This is a genomic window from Wolbachia endosymbiont (group A) of Philonthus cognatus (assembly GCF_947251755.1).
Lineage (GTDB): Bacteria > Pseudomonadota > Alphaproteobacteria > Rickettsiales > Anaplasmataceae > Wolbachia > Wolbachia pipientis.
Genome location: NZ_OX366388.1, coordinates 474,879 through 492,160 on the forward strand (window position 1 = coordinate 474,879; position 17,282 = coordinate 492,160).

The 17,282-nt window shown below is 35.0% G+C and carries 16 protein-coding genes and 2 pseudogenes; 8 read left to right on the top strand and 10 right to left on the bottom strand.

The window, feature by feature from the left end:
• Positions 1 to 76 precede the first annotated feature (76 nt).
• On the bottom strand, positions 77 to 1,726 hold the full coding sequence (groL, locus tag OPR21_RS02360; protein WP_265030118.1) for a chaperonin GroEL: 1,650 nt from the start codon (positions 1,724 to 1,726) through the stop codon (positions 77 to 79).
• A gap of 100 nt (positions 1,727 to 1,826) precedes the next feature.
• Positions 1,827 to 2,108 carry a co-chaperone GroES gene (locus OPR21_RS02365; protein ID WP_173862895.1) on the bottom strand — a complete coding sequence of 94 codons (282 nt, stop codon included), beginning with the start codon at positions 2,106 to 2,108 and terminating at the stop codon, positions 1,827 to 1,829.
• Between the two features lie 186 nt (positions 2,109 to 2,294).
• Here OPR21_RS02365 and ygfZ point away from each other — a divergent pair, with 186 nt between their 5' ends.
• Together ygfZ and OPR21_RS02375 are read left to right on the top strand one after the other, a co-directional pair.
• Entirely contained in the window at positions 2,295 to 3,101 is an 807-nt protein-coding gene (gene ygfZ / locus OPR21_RS02370) for a CAF17-like 4Fe-4S cluster assembly/insertion protein YgfZ (RefSeq protein ID WP_265030119.1), read from the top strand.
• A 225-nt stretch (positions 3,102 to 3,326) separates the two neighbouring features.
• Positions 3,327 to 3,584, top strand: a pseudogene (locus OPR21_RS02375) (IS256 family transposase); the annotation flags it as partial.
• A 54-nt stretch (positions 3,585 to 3,638) separates the two neighbouring features.
• On the opposite strand, the gene recJ reads toward OPR21_RS02375, so the two are convergent.
• From recJ to OPR21_RS02395, 4 genes are all read right to left on the bottom strand, one after another.
• The gene (gene recJ, locus OPR21_RS02380) at positions 3,639 to 5,378 is read right to left on the bottom strand and encodes a single-stranded-DNA-specific exonuclease RecJ (RefSeq protein WP_265030120.1); all 1,740 of its coding nucleotides are present in this window, start codon (positions 5,376 to 5,378) and stop codon (positions 3,639 to 3,641) included.
• A gap of 60 nt (positions 5,379 to 5,438) precedes the next feature.
• Positions 5,439 to 5,648, bottom strand: a complete 210-nt coding sequence (locus tag OPR21_RS02385; protein WP_265023244.1) for a hypothetical protein — start codon at positions 5,646 to 5,648, stop codon at positions 5,439 to 5,441.
• Between the two features lie 137 nt (positions 5,649 to 5,785).
• Positions 5,786 to 6,742 (bottom strand): IS5 family transposase, encoded by a 957-nt coding sequence (locus tag OPR21_RS02390; RefSeq protein ID WP_265029893.1) that lies wholly within the window; start codon positions 6,740 to 6,742, stop codon positions 5,786 to 5,788.
• Entirely contained in the window at positions 6,727 to 6,903 is a 177-nt protein-coding gene (locus tag OPR21_RS02395) for a hypothetical protein (protein ID WP_265030121.1), read from the bottom strand. The genes OPR21_RS02390 and OPR21_RS02395 overlap by 16 nt, the downstream gene beginning before the upstream one ends.
• 574 nt (positions 6,904 to 7,477) lie before the next feature.
• Here OPR21_RS02395 and dnaG point away from each other — a divergent pair.
• From dnaG to tnpC, 4 genes are all read left to right on the top strand, one after another.
• Positions 7,478 to 9,226 carry a DNA primase gene (dnaG, locus tag OPR21_RS02400; RefSeq protein WP_265030122.1) on the top strand — a complete coding sequence of 583 codons (1,749 nt, stop codon included), beginning with the start codon at positions 7,478 to 7,480 and terminating at the stop codon, positions 9,224 to 9,226.
• A gap of 237 nt (positions 9,227 to 9,463) precedes the next feature.
• Positions 9,464 to 10,546 (top strand): Fic family protein, encoded by a 1,083-nt coding sequence (locus OPR21_RS02405; RefSeq protein WP_077188585.1) that lies wholly within the window; start codon positions 9,464 to 9,466, stop codon positions 10,544 to 10,546.
• A 209-nt stretch (positions 10,547 to 10,755) separates the two neighbouring features.
• On the top strand, positions 10,756 to 11,832 hold the full coding sequence (locus tag OPR21_RS02410) for an efflux RND transporter periplasmic adaptor subunit (RefSeq protein ID WP_265030123.1): 1,077 nt from the start codon (positions 10,756 to 10,758) through the stop codon (positions 11,830 to 11,832).
• 165 nt (positions 11,833 to 11,997) lie between these two features.
• Positions 11,998 to 13,341 carry an IS66 family transposase gene (gene tnpC / locus OPR21_RS02415; RefSeq protein WP_265022247.1) on the top strand — a complete coding sequence of 448 codons (1,344 nt, stop codon included), beginning with the start codon at positions 11,998 to 12,000 and terminating at the stop codon, positions 13,339 to 13,341.
• A 100-nt stretch (positions 13,342 to 13,441) separates the two neighbouring features.
• On the opposite strand, the pseudogene OPR21_RS08730 reads toward tnpC, so the two are convergent.
• The 4 genes and pseudogenes from OPR21_RS08730 to OPR21_RS02450 form a co-directional block, all read right to left on the bottom strand.
• Positions 13,442 to 14,535, bottom strand: a pseudogene (locus tag OPR21_RS08730) (IS3 family transposase).
• A gap of 79 nt (positions 14,536 to 14,614) precedes the next feature.
• Entirely contained in the window at positions 14,615 to 14,929 is a 315-nt protein-coding gene (locus tag OPR21_RS02440) for an FtsB family cell division protein (RefSeq protein ID WP_006279630.1), read from the bottom strand.
• Positions 14,930 to 14,978: 49 nt separating this feature from the next.
• Positions 14,979 to 15,107: a type B 50S ribosomal protein L36 gene (gene ykgO, locus OPR21_RS02445; protein WP_006279631.1), complete on the bottom strand. Its 129-nt coding sequence runs from the start codon at positions 15,105 to 15,107 to the stop codon at positions 14,979 to 14,981.
• A 49-nt stretch (positions 15,108 to 15,156) separates the two neighbouring features.
• Positions 15,157 to 15,987, bottom strand: a complete 831-nt coding sequence (locus tag OPR21_RS02450; RefSeq protein WP_065095172.1) for a pyruvate, water dikinase regulatory protein — start codon at positions 15,985 to 15,987, stop codon at positions 15,157 to 15,159.
• Between the two features lie 150 nt (positions 15,988 to 16,137).
• Here OPR21_RS02450 and ccmC point away from each other — a divergent pair, with 150 nt between their 5' ends.
• Together ccmC and OPR21_RS02460 are read left to right on the top strand one after the other, a co-directional pair.
• Positions 16,138 to 16,848 (top strand): heme ABC transporter permease CcmC, encoded by a 711-nt coding sequence (gene ccmC / locus OPR21_RS02455; RefSeq protein ID WP_006279633.1) that lies wholly within the window; start codon positions 16,138 to 16,140, stop codon positions 16,846 to 16,848.
• Between the two features lie 8 nt (positions 16,849 to 16,856).
• Positions 16,857 to 17,273, top strand: a complete 417-nt coding sequence (locus OPR21_RS02460; RefSeq protein WP_006279634.1) for a GNAT family N-acetyltransferase — start codon at positions 16,857 to 16,859, stop codon at positions 17,271 to 17,273.
• Positions 17,274 to 17,282 lie beyond the last annotated feature (9 nt).

A 17,282-nucleotide genomic window follows, 5' to 3' on the forward strand; every position in this document is an offset into this window, starting at 1 on the left:
ATTACCTTTAACGAATAGTAAAATGTGAGATTTTTTGGAACTACCGTGGAGCAATTGCTCCACGGTTTCATTCTACTTAGAATCCACCCATGCCACTCATTTCTCCTGCACCCATAGGAGATGAAGCATTTTCTTTGCTTGGTACATCAACTATCATAGATTCAGTAGTTATCAGCACACTCGCAACAGATACCGCTGTTTCAAAAGCAATACGCACCACTTTTGCTGGATCAATCACACCAGCTGTAAACGCATTAGCATAATTCATAGCCTCAACGTTGTATATAAGCTCTTTATCATTCTGCTTAATCAAATAGTCAATTATAACAGCAGATTCAAGACCAGCATTTTTGACTAACCTTCTAATTGGAGCACTGAGAACTTTCTTGATAATGTTTATGCCTATTTGTTCCTCGTCACTTGCACCTTTTAATTTGTCGAGAACAGATGAAGCATAAAGAAGCGCAACCCCACCACCTGGAACTATACCTTCTTCAATTGCAGCTCTTGTTGCATGCAGCGCATCTTCGACTCTATCTCTACGTTCTTTAACTTCCACTTCAGTTGCTCCACCAACTTTGAGCACAGCAACGCCACCTGATAATTTCGCTAAACGTTCTCTTAGCTTTTCTTTATCATAATCAGAAGTTGAAGTTTCAATTTGAGATTTAATCTGCTCGATTCTAGCTTTCACACTGTCAGAATCGCTATTTTCGCTGACAACTGTGGTATTATCTTTAGTAATTTTAACATTTTTAGCCGTACCAAGATCATCAAGCGTGAGATCTTCCATCTTGATTCCAAGTTCATCTTTTATGACGTACTTAGCACCAGTTAAAGTTGCTATGTCTTCGAGCATCTCCTTTCTTCTGTCACCAAAACCTGGAGCTTTTACTGCAGCAACTTTTAAACCACCACGCAATTTATTGATAACTAAAGTGCTTAATGCTTCACCTTCGATATCCTCTGCAATAATAACCAAAGGTTTACCAGATTTAACAATAGCTTCAAGAATAGGAAGTAAAGGTTGAATAATATTTAATTTTTTCTCTGTAATTAATAGATAAGGATTATCAAGCTCCACGATCATTTTTTCATTATTTGTAATAAAATACGGAGAGAGATAACCGCGATCAAATTGCATGCCAGTAGTCAGCTCAACTTCTAACTCTTTTGAACCTTTACTCTCTTCAACAGTTATTACACCCTCTTTTCCAACTTTTTTCACGGAATCAGCGATACTGTTACCTATATCCTTATCACCATTTGCAGAGATTATTGCAACTTGTGCCACTTCGTCTATTTTCTCTAGAGAAATTGTACGAGACATTGACGCAATTTCCTTTAATATTACATCTTTTGCCTTCTGTATTCCGTTTTTAATACCAACACGATCGTTTCCAGCAGCAATTGACTTTGAAGCTTCCATTATCATGTTGCTAGTTAGTATTGAGCACGTTGTTGTACCATCACCAACTTTATCGTTACATTGAGAACAAGTTTGTGCAAAGATGCTTGCTATCGCAGCGTTTAATGGTTTTTCAGGCTTGATACCCTTCATCACCTTATAACCATCTTTTGTAATTTCTGGTGCTCCATAGGGCTTATTAATCCCTACTGTTTTTCCTCTAGGTCCTGCAGTTATTGCTACCGTTGAATCCACTATTGCTGCAACTTCACGAAAGGCTTCTTGCAACTGCTCACCTGATACTACTACATTAGTCATTTTTATCACCTCTTGTTAATAAAAAATTTAGAAAACTATAATAAAATCATTTACAATGCGCTATGTTGCGCTTTGTTTCAGTTTAGTAAAATAAAGACTGCTACTTAATGACAGCAAGTATATCGGACTCTTTCATCACGATAAGCTTCTCATTATTATGTTCTATTTCTGTACCAGCCCATTGGCGATAGAACACTTTATCACCAGCTTTCACAGTTAAAGTTACGCGTTCGCCACTTGAATTGCGTGAACCTTCACCAATTGCTATAACTTCACCTTTAGTAGGTTTCTTTTCAGCACTTGATGGAAGCACAATTCCACCTTGCTTTTCTTCGCTAATAGGCTTGATCAGCACGCTATCATCTAATACATTTAAACTTATACTTGACATTTGTTTTTCCTCATCAACAAATTAACTTATAAGTTTATATATATATACTCGTAAGTTAGATTTCAAGGGCTGGAGCTTGTAAAATATGCACGCCATTATAAAATATGCACGCTAAAAGCAGTTTCTAAAAGAGCCTAATGTTATATAATAAAATTTAGATTTATTTATAGAGATTTCATGAGTTATATACCATTTTTAAGTCGTGGTGTGATAGTGCTATATGGGCCTGACACTAGAGATTTTCTGCAGGGTATTATAACCAATGATATTAATAAGTTGGATAGCCAAAAAGCCATTTACTCTTTATTGCTTAGCCCTCAGGGAAAATATCTATATGATTTTTTTCTTATTGAATATGGTAAATACACCCTCTTAGAGTGCGAAAACATGCACTTGCAGCAAATAATCGAGAAACTGGATTTGCTTAAAACTTACTTGAGAGTGAAGATTAAAGACGTTAGCGCACTATATAAGGTTGGAGTTTTGTTTAATACTAAGTTGGCGGAGTGTAGTAGTAAGTCACAAGTTATTTTTCAAGATCCAAGGCACAAGCTGCTAGGAATGAGGATCATACATAAAGATGAAATAAAAGAGCCGGTTGGGGATTTTACTCAGTATGAAAAAGTCAGAATTCAAAATCTCGTTCCAGATGGAGCGAAAGATATGGTGCAGAATTCATCGTTTCCGCTGCAATTTTTAATCGATAAGGTAAACGGTATAAGCTTTAATAAGGGGTGTTATATAGGTCAGGAAGTTGTAAATCGAATGAGCAGACAAGAAATATTCAGAAGAAAACTTTACCTTGTTGAGGGGGATAACGCACTTCCAGATATTGGCACTAAAGTGACAAATGAAAACAATGAGGAAATAGGGGAACTGCGCTCTAGTGTAGACAACATTGGATTTGCATTGCTTAATACTGGAAAGAGCCATGCAAATTTATATGCAGATGGAGTTAGGTGCGTTAAGACGTTGAAGTTTTAAGGTAGCACATATAGAAACGAAAAACTTGCTTGACACCCTTCGCCAGCGCCCTTATCATAACAGTGAAGCTATTTCATTTAACTTCGCAATCTGTGCAGATTAAAACGACAAGGACTCCTGATATAATGTTGAACATTTTTTTTCTGCATTTCCGGGAATGTTCAAAAAAGTGTGTCAAACCGAAAAAAAAGTAATAAATTGATATAAAAAAATGGAGGTTTGACAATGAGTCAGAAAGTAGTAAACAGAACTACCGGTTTGGTAGATTACAAAGAACTGGAAGCAAATATACTGTCATCAATAAGGGAAGGCAGACCATTAACAGGAAGGGATGGAGCATTTACACCATTTATAAAAAAGCTGCTGGAGGCAAGTTTGGAAGGTGAAATAGAAAATCACTTATTAGCTGAAAGTGAAGAGAATAATCGAAGAAATGGGAGAAATGGAAAGACTTTACGGACAAGTGCACACTCACTTCTTCTTGATTTTTTGGTTTATCTTGTCTACCTATTTTGCCACTCTGCTGAACAGATACACTCAACTAATGGTCAATACATCTTCTATTAAAAATTGTACAAATTCATTGCCATTCCAGTAATTCATAGAGATTTTACCCAAAATAGCTTTAACATTACCCTGCATGATAGCAGAGCCAAGATGAGTATTTGCAGAACGAAATGCAATAGCTCTTACCATAACATTATCATCAGCAATAAAACATTTTATATGGTCAACTCCTATAACTTCAGGCTTTCTTATCTTTGCTCCTTGGATAATAAACCTTGGTTCAGGATTTCCAACTCCAAATGGTCCCAAGCGTTGCAATTGATTCCATAAAGACAAATTTATTGCTTTAGCAGTTACTATACTATCAGCTTTTAAAGTTTTCTCATTTATAGAATTTGAAAATCTTTCAGTAAAAAAATCATGCAAATCATTTATTTTGTCTTCTTTAATTGAAAATCCTGCCGCCATACTATGGCCACCACCTTCAATAATCAAATTTATAAACTTTGCGGAAAGGACTGCAGCACCGATATCAACTCCCAAAATTGATCTACAGCTTGCTTTTCCTATTCCATTGTTTAAAGATATCACTATTGCTGGTAAGTGAAACTGTTCCTTTAGCCTTGATGCAATTATACCAATTATTCCCTGGTGCCAGTTGCCGCTTATCATTATAAAATTCGCACCTGATTGGGCAGACTTTTCCGCCTGTGTTGTAGCTTTCGAGAGAGCCTCATTTTCTAACACTTTTCTTGCATTATTCAAATCTATTAATTTTAGCGCGATTGAATGTGCCTCTTCATCATCATCGGTGGAAAGCAACCTTGCACCAAGCGATGCTTCTCCAATTCTTCCTCCAGCATTTATGCATGGCCCAATACTAAACCCTAATCGAGAAACACTTGGTTTTTCAAGGATTCCCAAAGCATCAAATAAAACACGCAAGCCAACGTTTTTTCTTGTTGACATAACTTTTAATCCTTGTGAGACAAGTGCTCTATTGAGGCCTGTGATCTGCATAACATCACAGACAGTTCCCAGGGCAACCAAATCCAACAGATCAAATAAATCTGGTTCTTTTTTGTTGGTAAAAAATCCTTGCTCACGTAGGCTTTTATTAAGAGCAACAATTAGCAGAAATGACACTCCAACTGCTGCTAGGTTATTATAAGGAGAGCTCTCATCAAGGCGGTTTGGATTCACAACTGCTACGGCGCTTGGTAATTTTTCCGTACCAAGGTGATGGTCAACAACTATAATATCAAGACCAAAAGCCTTTGCATCTTCTATTGGTTGATATGCAAGCGTACCACAATCAACGGAAATACATAAATCAATTCCATTCTTTTTAAGTTGTAATAAAGCATCTGTGTTTAATCCATAACCCTCATCAACACGATCTGGAATGTAGATTATAGAGTGTATATCGATTGCTCTCAGGTACCTGTTAATCAATGCTGACGACGTTGCACCATCAACATCATAGTCACCAAATATTGCAAGGTTTTCATCATTTTTTATTGCCCGTATTATACGAGAAACAGCTTTATCCATATCAAGAAGGTGAAAGGGATCTGGTAATAGCGATCTGATTAGTGGATATAAGAAGTCGCTTGCATTTTCTATGTTAACACCACGAGTAACCAATATTCTTGCTAATATTTCTGGTAACTCAAATCTCTGTGTAAGAGTTAAGATTTGCCTTTGATCTGCTTCTTGCAACTTCCACAATGCATTTGTTATGCTGCACTTTTCAATTTCAAGTAGCATATTCTTTCTTTGTAAATAAAACTACTTTACCAGAATTTTTAAGCTTGTTCTATAATTGTATTAGACTTCTGCATAACCTAAACTAAGTAGAAAAAAGGTATCATCTAAGTAGCTGACACTGGTCTCCATCCAAGAGGGCAGTAGCCCCTTCGGTGTCATTCCAGCGCGTGACCAGGTCTTTTTAGCTATCATAGGATGACAGAAGCAGACACTCCACTTTGTCGTTCCAGTGCCTTGACTATTTGGATCCAGGAAAAAGAATGGTGTCATCCCAGTGCCCCTATGATGTCATCCAAGTAGCCTCCCTCTCCTGTCATCCCAGTGCTCCTTTTTTTGTCATCCGAGTAGCTGACACTGGGATGGCTTTGTTGCATCGCTCTTCGGATAGTAGGTAACGTACAATAAATTCATGAAGCTATCTCAAACTTAGCCATGCCTATTTCAGTAAATTTGTTAAGCAAATAACACTTGAGTAGCAGTTCCTTCTCACGATTAATTTCAGATTTGCTCCTAAAACTAAACCCAAATGTCTTTTTTAATCGCGAGAAAAAACCTTCTATATAAGATCTTTTTCCATAACTCATCTCTTTTTTCCACTTCTTTATACCATCTTCATCATATGACTTTATGAGCTTGACTGCAGAATTTCTCTCAGCCATATAGTCTAACTTTGGATGCTCTGCTGCGTTGTTTTTCGGAGGAATTTTCGTTTTTATACCATATTGATTACACAGCTTATAGAGCTTTTCTCTGTCATATGCCCTATCTGCATATAGTACTTTTATGACATACTGAAAATCGACTTCTTTTAGCAAATCACAAGCTCCATAGTGATCAGAGTAGACACCGTTACTGTATTTTACAGCTATGGCTTTTTTGCTGTTTGTATTCAACATTACATGCAATTTTCTTGTCTGTTCATAGCTGCGATACTTTCTATCTTCGCTATTTTCTTTGCTATGACCAGGAGTGTTGTTGTATATACTAATTCCTGTACTGTCTATAGCAATTTCGATATCTTCCATATTATTTTTATCAATTCTGCAATCATTGATCTTAATATTGAGTTTCTTAAACCTTCTTGATGATTGTGAATAGCTGATAACTTGCAAATTTTTCCCAATTTGCTCAAGGTATCCTGCTATAAACCCAACTGTTTGCCTCAGGCCTATTCTAAATAAACAAGTTATTATGTGCACCAAAATTACAACTTTATCGCTATAAATATTGTTGCCACCTGGTATTTTTGGACCATTCTCGTACCACTTTTCTATGGCTTCGTTGATATAATGAAAAATATTTCCTCTTTTTTCTAGAAATTTGTTATATTCGCTATGGTTACTGACCCTCATTTTTTGTGGCATATTTTTTCTTCAACAGTTAAATCGCTATTTATAATGAATTTTGTCAGTAACTGCCAGTTCTTTTCACTTGAGCGATGCAACAAAGCCATTCCAGTGTCAAGCACTGGAATGACACCTTCTGTATAAATATTAAGAAATTTACCAAACGAAAAAAAAGGCAAAAGAAGCCCCGTGGTTGGCTAATTACTTACATTATACTTTCAAGTATGGCGTTTTTTTATTCTAAACACTTAATAACCGCGATTTAGCTGCTTTTAAGCTGCAACTAATCTAAATTATAAACGTTAAGAAATTTACTAAACAGAAAAAAAGGCAAAAGAAACCCTAGGGTAGCTAGTTATTCACTATCCATTTTTTAAGTTGGCGTTTTTTAATGTTTTAAATGCTTTATAAGCGTATTTCAGCTTGTGTAGGTCAAAACCCGGAAATTTGATAAAGACATAAGGTGCACATAGTGCAAAAAATTAAACATGAGACGCCAGATACGTTGAGTTTTTTTGTCATTTAATCTGTACAGAGAAGATAAATAAATAGCTTCAGTTTCATGATAAGGGCGCTGGCGAGGTTTGTCAAGGAAGTTTTTTGTTTCTGTGGGCTACCTGGATGACAGGATTGCTCTTGAATTTGTATAGCTACATTGTCGGCAAATCTGAATTGCTTTAGTTATAGAAATAAATTTCGAGTCAGATGTGTATAAATTCTATATAATTTTTATCCTACTACTAATTTAACAAGATGGATCATATAGATATTATAAAATCAAAATTATTATTATCCGACATAGTAGGTAAAAAAGTCAGATTAATAAAAAGAGGAGATAGTTTTGTTGGGCTCTGTCCATTTCATAACGAAAAAACCCCATCTTTTTCGGTGAGCAATACTAAGGGGTTATATTACTGTTTTGGTTGTTCAGCTAGTGGTGATGCATTTGAATTTATTTCACAAACTGAAGGATTAAGCTTTAAAGAAGCATTGGAAAGATTAGCATCGGTTACAGGTGTTGAACTGCCCAAAAATCTTAGTATTACAAAAGAGGACAATAAACTATTTTTAGCGCTTGATTTAGCTGCAAATTGGTTTGCACAAAAAAATCAAAGTGTTGTAGATTATTTAAAGCAGCGTAAGATTTCACCTAAAATCATAGATAAATTTAAGATAGGTTATGCACCAAGCTCTGGTTTGAAAGAGTATTTAAACTCTTCAGGTATTGAAGACAAAATTTTAATTGATATTGGATTAGTAAACAAAAATTTTCATGATTATTTTTATGACCGGCTGATATTTCCTATACAGAGCATTGCAGGGAGAGTTATTGGTTTTGGCGGACGTGCGCTAAGTTCTGAGCAACAGCCGAAATATTTAAACAGTCCAGAGAGTCAGCTCTTCAAGAAGAGGGAGAATTTATACGGATTAAACTTTGCTTTAAGCGAAATACGTAAAAAACAGCACATACTCGTTGTTGAAGGATATATGGACGCTATAGCGCTACATCAAGCAGGAATTAGTAATGCAGTTGCTCCGCTTGGTACCGCAATTTCTGCAGAGCAGATAAAAAATCTATGGAGATTTGCTAAAGAAATCTCCATCTGTATGGATGGCGATAGTGCTGGACGTCATGCTGCTACTCGAGTTGCAGAACTTGCTCTGCCAATATTAGAGCCTGGATACACGTTAAAATTTGTGACTTTGCCGAGTAATAAAGATCCATACGATATATGTAACGAACTGGAATACAAGAAAGAAGACGTGTTGACTGCTCTTGACCATTCAACAAAACTGCATTCTGAATATTTATGGCATCACATAATCGATAGCAATTTGCAAAATTATGAAAAACTTGCTCCGGAAAAATATTCAATTCTTGAGCACAAGTTCATGGAATATGTAAATACTATTAGCAACAGCAGTATTAGAAGGTATTACAGAGATTATTTTTACAATAAGGCTAGTGAACTAAGAAGTAGCTTCAAAAAACAGATTTTTAATAGTAAAACTAGAGCAACAAAAGGTGAGTATCTTCATAACAAATCTCCAGAGCTAATTGAAGCAGAGCAAAATCAGGCCGTAATTTTGCGTATAGCCGTAGAATTTCCTGAAATCTTGAACCGTCCTATATTTTTTGAGCAATTTTCTCATTTTGAATTTACTAATGAGATGAAAAGATTACAACAGCGTGTAATTGATGTAATAAGTAACAAAAGCAAACTCGATAAAGAGGCTTTGTTACAAGAATTGAAACAGTTTAACGTTATAAAGTATGTATTTGAAAAAACTAGTGTACTAAATAGCCAACTGAACGAGAGAAAATCTGCAGAAATTGTGTGGAATAATATAGTGTTACTAAAAGAGTTAAATGCATTACGAAAAGAAAGAACCGAAGCGAGGCTGAGCGGTAATCTTGACTTAGAGGAAAGGTTGATAGAACAAATAAAGCAAATAGAAAGCAGTATACAAGAAATGCAAATGGAGTTTATTGAAAAGTAGATATCGTCTCGTTAGTCAACAAGAAAATTACAAAATAAGACAATATTTTACATAAGATTGAAATTTTTAACTAATTAAGCCTTCCTCTAACAGCTTTGCCCTGTAGTTTTTGATATGGTTAGGATCACTTAAAAATGTATAATTTTTGTAGTTAGCTCTGCTATGCATATAAAGCTTACTATTGACTTTTATCACATTATCTCACATTATCTCACATAATATGCATGTGAGAAGAATATGAACTGGAAGAATTTTCGTTTTAGTACACGTCTCAACCTAGAAGGGCCTGTAATTGAGCAAGTGTACGAGTTAATTACTGCAGTTGATAGTGTTAAAAATAGCTGGCAGGTAACGAAAAAACTACTACCACAAACAATTGAAAGATTAACTCATTCAGTTATTGTTACATCTTCTGGCGCTTCTAACCGTATTGAAGGAAATCGTCTAACCGATAAAGAAGTTGAGGATCTATATAAAAACCTACGTGTCAAAAAATTTAAAAATAGAGATGAGCAAGAAATTGCTGGCTACTTAGAAATGCTTAAACTAATATTTCATGATTATACGGATATTCCAATTAGTGAGTCATCAATATTGCACATTAACAACCAGATGCTACTTTATAGTGAAAAAGATTTGTATCATAGAGGAAAATACAAAGCAAGTTCTAATAGAGTTGAGGCAAAAGATCAGAATGGAAAAGTTGTTGGTATAATTTTTGATCCCACACCACCTTACCTTGTTAGAAAGGAAGTACAAGAGCTTATTGATTGGTATCACTGGTCCTTAAATAATAAATTTAAGCATCCTCTTATTATTATTGCTAACTTTGTTTTTGAGTATCTGGCAATACACCCTTTTCAAGATGGGAATGGCAGAACTAGTAGATTGATGACTAATTTAATGCTGTTGCAGCAGGGTTATGATTTTGTATCTATTGTATCACATGAAAAGATAATTGAAACTAACAAACTTGATTACTATTTAGCGCTTAATAAAACACAAAGTAGCTGGAAAAGTGGCAAAGAAGATATTTCCCCATGGTTAATATTTTTTCTTAATGTGCTCAAAACGCAAGCAAATGAGGCGCATTATATTCTTGAGAGGGAGAATACTGAATATTTATTATCAAGAAAACAATTATTCTTCTGGGAGTGGGCACTTAGCCTTGCAGATAAAGAATTTAGTAGAAAAGATGCTATAGAAGCTCTAGGATTTCCTCCAAGAACAGTAGAGGCAATTACAAAGAAACTGCTAGGGATGAAATACTTACAGCGTCTTGGAGAAGGCAAAGCCACTAGATATAAAGTTATTATTTAAAAGTTTTAGTATGTTTTGCGAGATTTTTTTAAATCCAGTTTTATGCACAACTTTATTTGCAATTTTACATTTTTATTCGATTCAAAATTGCATTTTTGCAATAGAAAACTTACTTATTGTAGGAAAATCTTGTGTTTGTTCTCATATAAAATTATTTATGGAGTGACAATGGTGCATGTATTATACTTACATTTCTGATTCGAAAATTTATGCAGTTGTTTCTAACAAAATTAGTTAACAAATTCTATTGTTTAAAGATGAGAAATAAAGTAATCATCATTTCCAGTATTGCTTTTATTCTACTGTTTTTTATCAGCAGTGCATTTTTAAAAAAAGATCAGGCGGTTCATAGTGATAATGCAACTAGTAACTTTTCAGTAAAAACTCAAGAATGTGCGCCGCAAAACCGCACTATATATTTAAATTTTTCTGGTACAGTAAATCCCTTACATAGAGCTAGCCTTGTCTCAAAAATAAGTGGTAAGATTATTGCTATTTATTTACCTGATGGTGAAAAGGTAAAAAGAGATGATGTAGTGTTAAAGATAGAAGATTATGACAGGATTGAGCAAGCTCAGAAAGCCAAAGCTTTATTAAAGCAGCGTGAAATTGAGTATGATTCCTCTCACAAACTGAATAAAAAAGGCTATGGGGCACAAATACAAGTAGAAGCAGCTTTTACTGCGTTACAAAGTGCAAAAGCTGACCTAAAAAGGCTAGAATTGGATTTAGAAAATACTGCAGTCACATCTCCTATAGATGGTTATATTGATAAAATCAATGCAAACGAAGGGGATTTTGTTAATGCTGGGCAAAAAATAGCTGACGTGGTTAATTTCGATCAAATTCTTGTAGTGTTATACGTTTCGGAAAATGAAGTAAATAAAATAGAGCTAGGCAGCACAGCTCAAATTAATTTGCTGGACGGAAAAGAATTGGCAGGTGAAGTAAGTTTTATTAGTAAAATTGCTGAGCCTAAAACTGGGTCTTATAGGGTAGAAGTAAAGGTAACTAATAATAAAATGATATCCTTGCAGGGACTAACTGCCAACGTAAGGCTACCTTCAGGCGAAAGATTTGCATATAAAGTTCCTTCTTCAGCCCTGAGCTTAAGTGACGAAGGTGCTCTTGGAATAAAGATTGTTGATGATAATAATTATGTAGTATTTGCACCAATAGAAATTGTTGATCATGAGAGCGATGGGGTTTGGATAGTAGCAAATAACGAAGGTAAACCCATAAAGTTAATAGTATTGGGCCACCTATTTGTTAAGCCTGGTGAGTAACCGTTCACGCAATGGCGTCAACTTAAGAGCCTTCATTAGCAGACTCTCCTAAAGACATGATGGCGTTTAGGCTTATCAACTTTGTCCATTCACGGTATAAGAAAGTAGTTTACAAAAATTGCATAATTAGTATAAAAAACAATAAACTAGATAGATGAGGGGTTGATGATAGAGGTGCTACAAGAAAAGATTGTGGTATTGGAGTCAGAAGTTGGTACTCTGAAAGCAGAGAATGATAAGTTAAGGACAAAAATAATTGAGCTAGAGGATAAGCTGGGTTTAAATTCAAAAAATTCATCGCTGCCACCATCGCAAGATGTATATCGCAAAAAGACAAAAAAGAAGAGCGATAAAAAACCAGGCGGGCAGCCAGGACATGAAGCGCACAAGCGGGAATTGATGGTAGCAGATGAGGTGGTAAAATGTTCAATTGATACAATTTGCATGTGTGGAAGCCAAGTTATTTTAGAAGAAGAAACTGTGCATCAAAAGGTTGAATTGCCAAAAATTAAACCGATAGTGACTGAATATAGGCTACAAAAAGGCTACTGTAAGGCGTGTAAGAAAAGGATCTCAGCTAGTCTGCCTGAAGGTGTGACAAGGGATCTTTTAGGAGCTAATGCAAAAGCAGTAATTAGCAGTTTTAGTGGATTTTTTATCAATTCAAAAAGGGAAGTACAGCAAATTTTGAGCAGCATATTTAATCTGAATATAAGCCTAGGTTTGGTATCAAAGACCGAGGGTAGAGTATCAGAAAAATGTATATCTGAATACGAAAAAATAAGAGAAGAGCTACGGAAAAGCAAGTATTTACATATAGATGAAACAAGCCATAGGAACCAGGGAAAGAAAGGTTGGAGTTGGGTAGTAACGAATAAAACAGCAACACTTATGAAGTTAGTTGGATCTCGCGGAAAGAAGATATTAAAAGGGCTATTGCCAGAGTATGATGGAATAGTTATAAGCGATAGGTATGCTGCGTATAATTACTTTAATCGTGAAAACAGACAGATATGCTGGGCCCATTTAGCAAGGGACTTTGAAAGGTTTTTTTACAGTAAAAATGTTGAAGTGAGCAGAATTGGCGCAGCATTAAAATCGCTGAGCAACAGGGTATTTGTGGTAGATAGAGCACGTAAACAAAACCTGATAGACAATTTAAGATTTTTCCGGTTAATGAGGAAGATTCGAAAAAGGGTGAAACATTTTTTGCGAGAGATAACAAGGGTTGCAAAAGGAACTCAGGCCTCGAGAATGGCTGCCAATATACTACGTTCTGAAGATATGATGTGGAGATTCGTGCGCAATCCTGATCTGATCGAGACAACCAATAACCTTGCAGAACGTCAGGCTAGACGGTACGTCATTTATCGTAAAAATAGTTTTTTCACTTGGTCAGAACGTGGAGAAAAGTTCATTGAAAGAATGCTTTCGATATTTTTGACTGCACGTTTGAATGATCAGAATCCTGTCCAGAAACTACAGAATTTAGTCGCTATTCCTGCCTAATTGGGAATATTCCGTGAACGGTTACCCTGGTGATAAGGTTTAAGACACAAGATCCTTTGACCTTACCCAGAAAAAGTGGAGAGAAAGTGTGGAATGTTTTTTACAAAAAGAATGATGCATCAAATTGTTCTGGAATGCAATAGTTAATAGTGACGTTGTTTGTTATAAAAAATTTCTATGTATTCAAATATTGCAGTTCTAGTTTGTTGAGCAGAGTGTTGTGAAGTATCAATAAGTATTTCTCTTTTCAATGAGCTAAAGAAGCTTTCTGCAACAGAATTGTCGTAACAACAGCCTTTATTACTCATCTATATTCTTTACAGCTAAGAGATATTGATACCCTTGCGCAGTATATTGTGAACCTTGGTCACTGTGCAGCAGTAGATTTTTAACAGGTTTACGCCTATTAATGGCCATTAATAAAGAGTTCATAACCAATTGTTTATTTATTGCACTACTCATTAACTACCATACGTGAGAATTATTGCTGCCAAATATAGCCATCCCTCCTTGGTTTTGATGTAAGTAATCCCATACTTTATTTGGTTGATCAACAATAAAGTTTTGATCTAGTATATTGGGAGCTACAGCTCTATTATCTGTTTGTTGTTTTTTAATTTTAAACTTTCTTCTCAGTATAGCCCTGATGTCATTTTTCTGCATAATACTTTGCACCGTTTTCAAATTGCAACTTTTACCCAAAGCCTTCAATTCAGCATGAATTTTAGGAGCTCCATATCTACATTTAGAAACTTGATATATTTTTTGAATAGCTTCGAGTAGCTCTTTATTTGCTGATTCTCTACTGCTTATTTTTCTTGTGGTCCACTTATAGTAGCCACTAGCAGAAAATCCTACATAATTCCTGTACTTTATAGCAGTTACTATGCTCTTTTATAAAAAAATATTTTACTCTTTTTGACTGGCCAGGGCTTTTTTTAAAATGTCTCTTTCTCTTGTTACTTTTGCTAACTCTTTCTGTAAATCAAATCTCTCTTTGTCATAAGGTGCTACATCTGGAAATGCATTTGCCGCTGACTTTTTTTCGTTATATTTCTTCATCCATTTTCCTAATACACTATCCCTTATTCCTAGATCTCTTGCTACTTTTGCAACTGGTTGACCTACCTTTCTTTGTTCATTTGCCAGTTTAACAGCTTCCAATTTGAACTCTGCTGTATATTCTCTTACCATTTCTAATCCTCCAAAATTTTATTTTACCCAAAAAAACTCTTTTCTTTCTCTCCACTTTTTCTGGGTAAGGTCACTACTGCTATTCCACGTCAAGAACAACCATAAGTTCATTAGGGTTCACATAACCTAAAGCATTTTTTGCTTGCTCATCAAGCAGATCTAAATCTAAGCTTTTTTCATATAAGCCAAATACTTTGTTGTCCAACTTTTCCTTTTCAGAAGAGACATCCTTTAGCAAAAGTTCATTGTACTCGATTTCTTTTTTTAAATCGATTAACGTCAATAAGCCACGTTTACCTGTAATTGTGCTAATGCTGAAATATAATGTAAGAGAAGAAATGAGTAAGGTTACGCTTAAACACAGTAATTTTTGCTTCTTTTTAGATATAAGCACCGTACTTTCACATATAAAAAATATATAACATGAAAAGGTGAACAAAAAGCTAAGAACCTTGACGCGCTTTACACCTTGGCTTTACCTTATTTATAATGTAAATCTTACCACCCCTTTTCACAACTTTACAATTTTTATCTCTGTTACGATGAGATTTTAGCGACCCTTTGACTTTCATATCTATAGTAAGAATTAAATTACTTTACATTATAATCACTTATCAAGAGTTAGTCAATTGATAACATTTTATTAAAATATTGTATAATTGTTGCTGATACTTCTTCGATCGACTTTTGCGTGACATCGATAATTGGCCAGTTATTCTGTTTAAAGAGCTCCTCTGCTTCTTTAATTTCCTTTTCTACTTTCTCAGGGTTAGCATATATATTATTATCTTCGTTGTTAATTGAAGTAAGTCTATTTTTGCGTATTTCTATTAGCCTACTTACGTCTATTGTTACCCCTATCGTTAGTTTATTTTTTAATTTTGCCAAGTCAACATAAAAGGGTACTCCACTAACAAAAGGAATATTTGCAACTTTATAGCCTCGGTAAGCTAAATACGTACTGGTGGGAGATTTTGATGTACGTGAAACTCCAACCAAAATTATATCTGCTTTATCAATATCTTGAATATTTTGTCCATCATCATGATTAATAGTGTAGTTTATTGCCTCAATGCGCTGAAAATATTCGTTATTTATCTCAGTATGCAAGTCAAGCTTTTCGTCTTTTTCAATTTCAAGATAGGACGAAATTTCTCTAATAATATGTGATAATATTGCTCTATAGGGAATTTTCAACTTTATACAGTTATCTTTTAAATATTTTCTTAGCTCATCATCAGTAATAGTGCATATAACAAAATTATGCTCATCACTTTTCCTATTAATTTCCTCCAGAATTTTGTCAATCTGCTCCTCTTTTTTCACAAAAGACCAAACATATTCGATCGTTTCTATAGAACGAAAGTGTTTCAGAGCTGATTTTGCAACTGATATAACAGTTTCACCACTTGAATCTGATACTAAGTGTAGATTAAGCTTTTTAATGGTCATGTTTTATATAGCGTTATACTAAAAATAATGGCTAGCAATCTGCTACTGAAATTATGCTAATTTGTTGACCTACGTAAATATAGAAAAACTATCCTGTTGATAAAACTCAAACTAATTGGTAAATTCTTAACACAATTATTCTCAAAACGAATGTTTTTATTAAAGCCTACAAATTTCTCTTATTTTTCTAAGAAAGCTCTACCTTGGCTTGGGGTTATTTGTTTCGCATGTTTTTTAATTGGAATGTCTTTGGCGTTATTCTTCTCTCCAGAAGATTATAAACAAGGAGAAATTGTACGAATCATGTACATTCATGTGCCTTCTGCATGGCTTGCTCTTGGAATATATGGATTAATTGCATCACTCAGTTTCATTTCATTGGTATGGAACAATAGCATTGCTAGTGTCTTGGCACATGCTGCTGCTCCTGCAGGGACAATCTTTTCGGCAATATGCTTAATCACAGGCAGCATCTGGGGAAAAGGAACCTGGGGCACTTGGTGGGTATGGGATGCAAGGCTTACTTCAATGCTGATTTTACTTTTCCTATATGTTGGCTACCTTTCATTGTGGAGCGCTTTTGATAATGAAGCGAGGGCAGAAAAATCAGCAGCAGTATTTGCCATCTTTAGTGCTATAAATATTCCTATAGTAAAATTTTCCGTGAATTTATGGTCCACTCTCCATCAGCCAGCAAGCATTTTGAGAAAAGGTGGAATAGCAATAGAAAGTTCCCTGCTGTTGCCACTGGTTGCAATGTTTATGTTTTGTGCCACATTTTTTTTAGTAGTGTGGATACTGTATTCACTTTACTTAATTAATTTATATAAGATAAAGAGAGAAATCAGTATGCGGTATTAGGCCGAGAGATGAAAATAGAACACACCACATCACCAAGTAGCAAAGACATTGAATTCCTACTCAAAAAGATTAATGAAGAAACCGTTGATAAAGGTACGTGTAACCCATTTGCTTTTTTTATTCGCGATGATACTGAACAAATTATTGCAGGTTGTAGCGGTTTTGTTATCTATGGTTCAATTTACACTGACTTGCTTTGGGTACATTCTGATTATAGAAGAAAAGGTATGGGAAAGCAGCTAATGGAAGAAGTTCATGATTATGGTCGTGAGATGCACTGTAAAATAGCAACCGTTGCAACCATGAATTTTCAAAAAGCGAAAGTATTTTATGAAAAGCTTGGGTATAAGTGTGATCTTGTACGTCCAGGGTATGTTAACATGTATATTTTTGAAGAAAGTGTTGTGAGATGCACTGTAAAATAGCAACCGTTG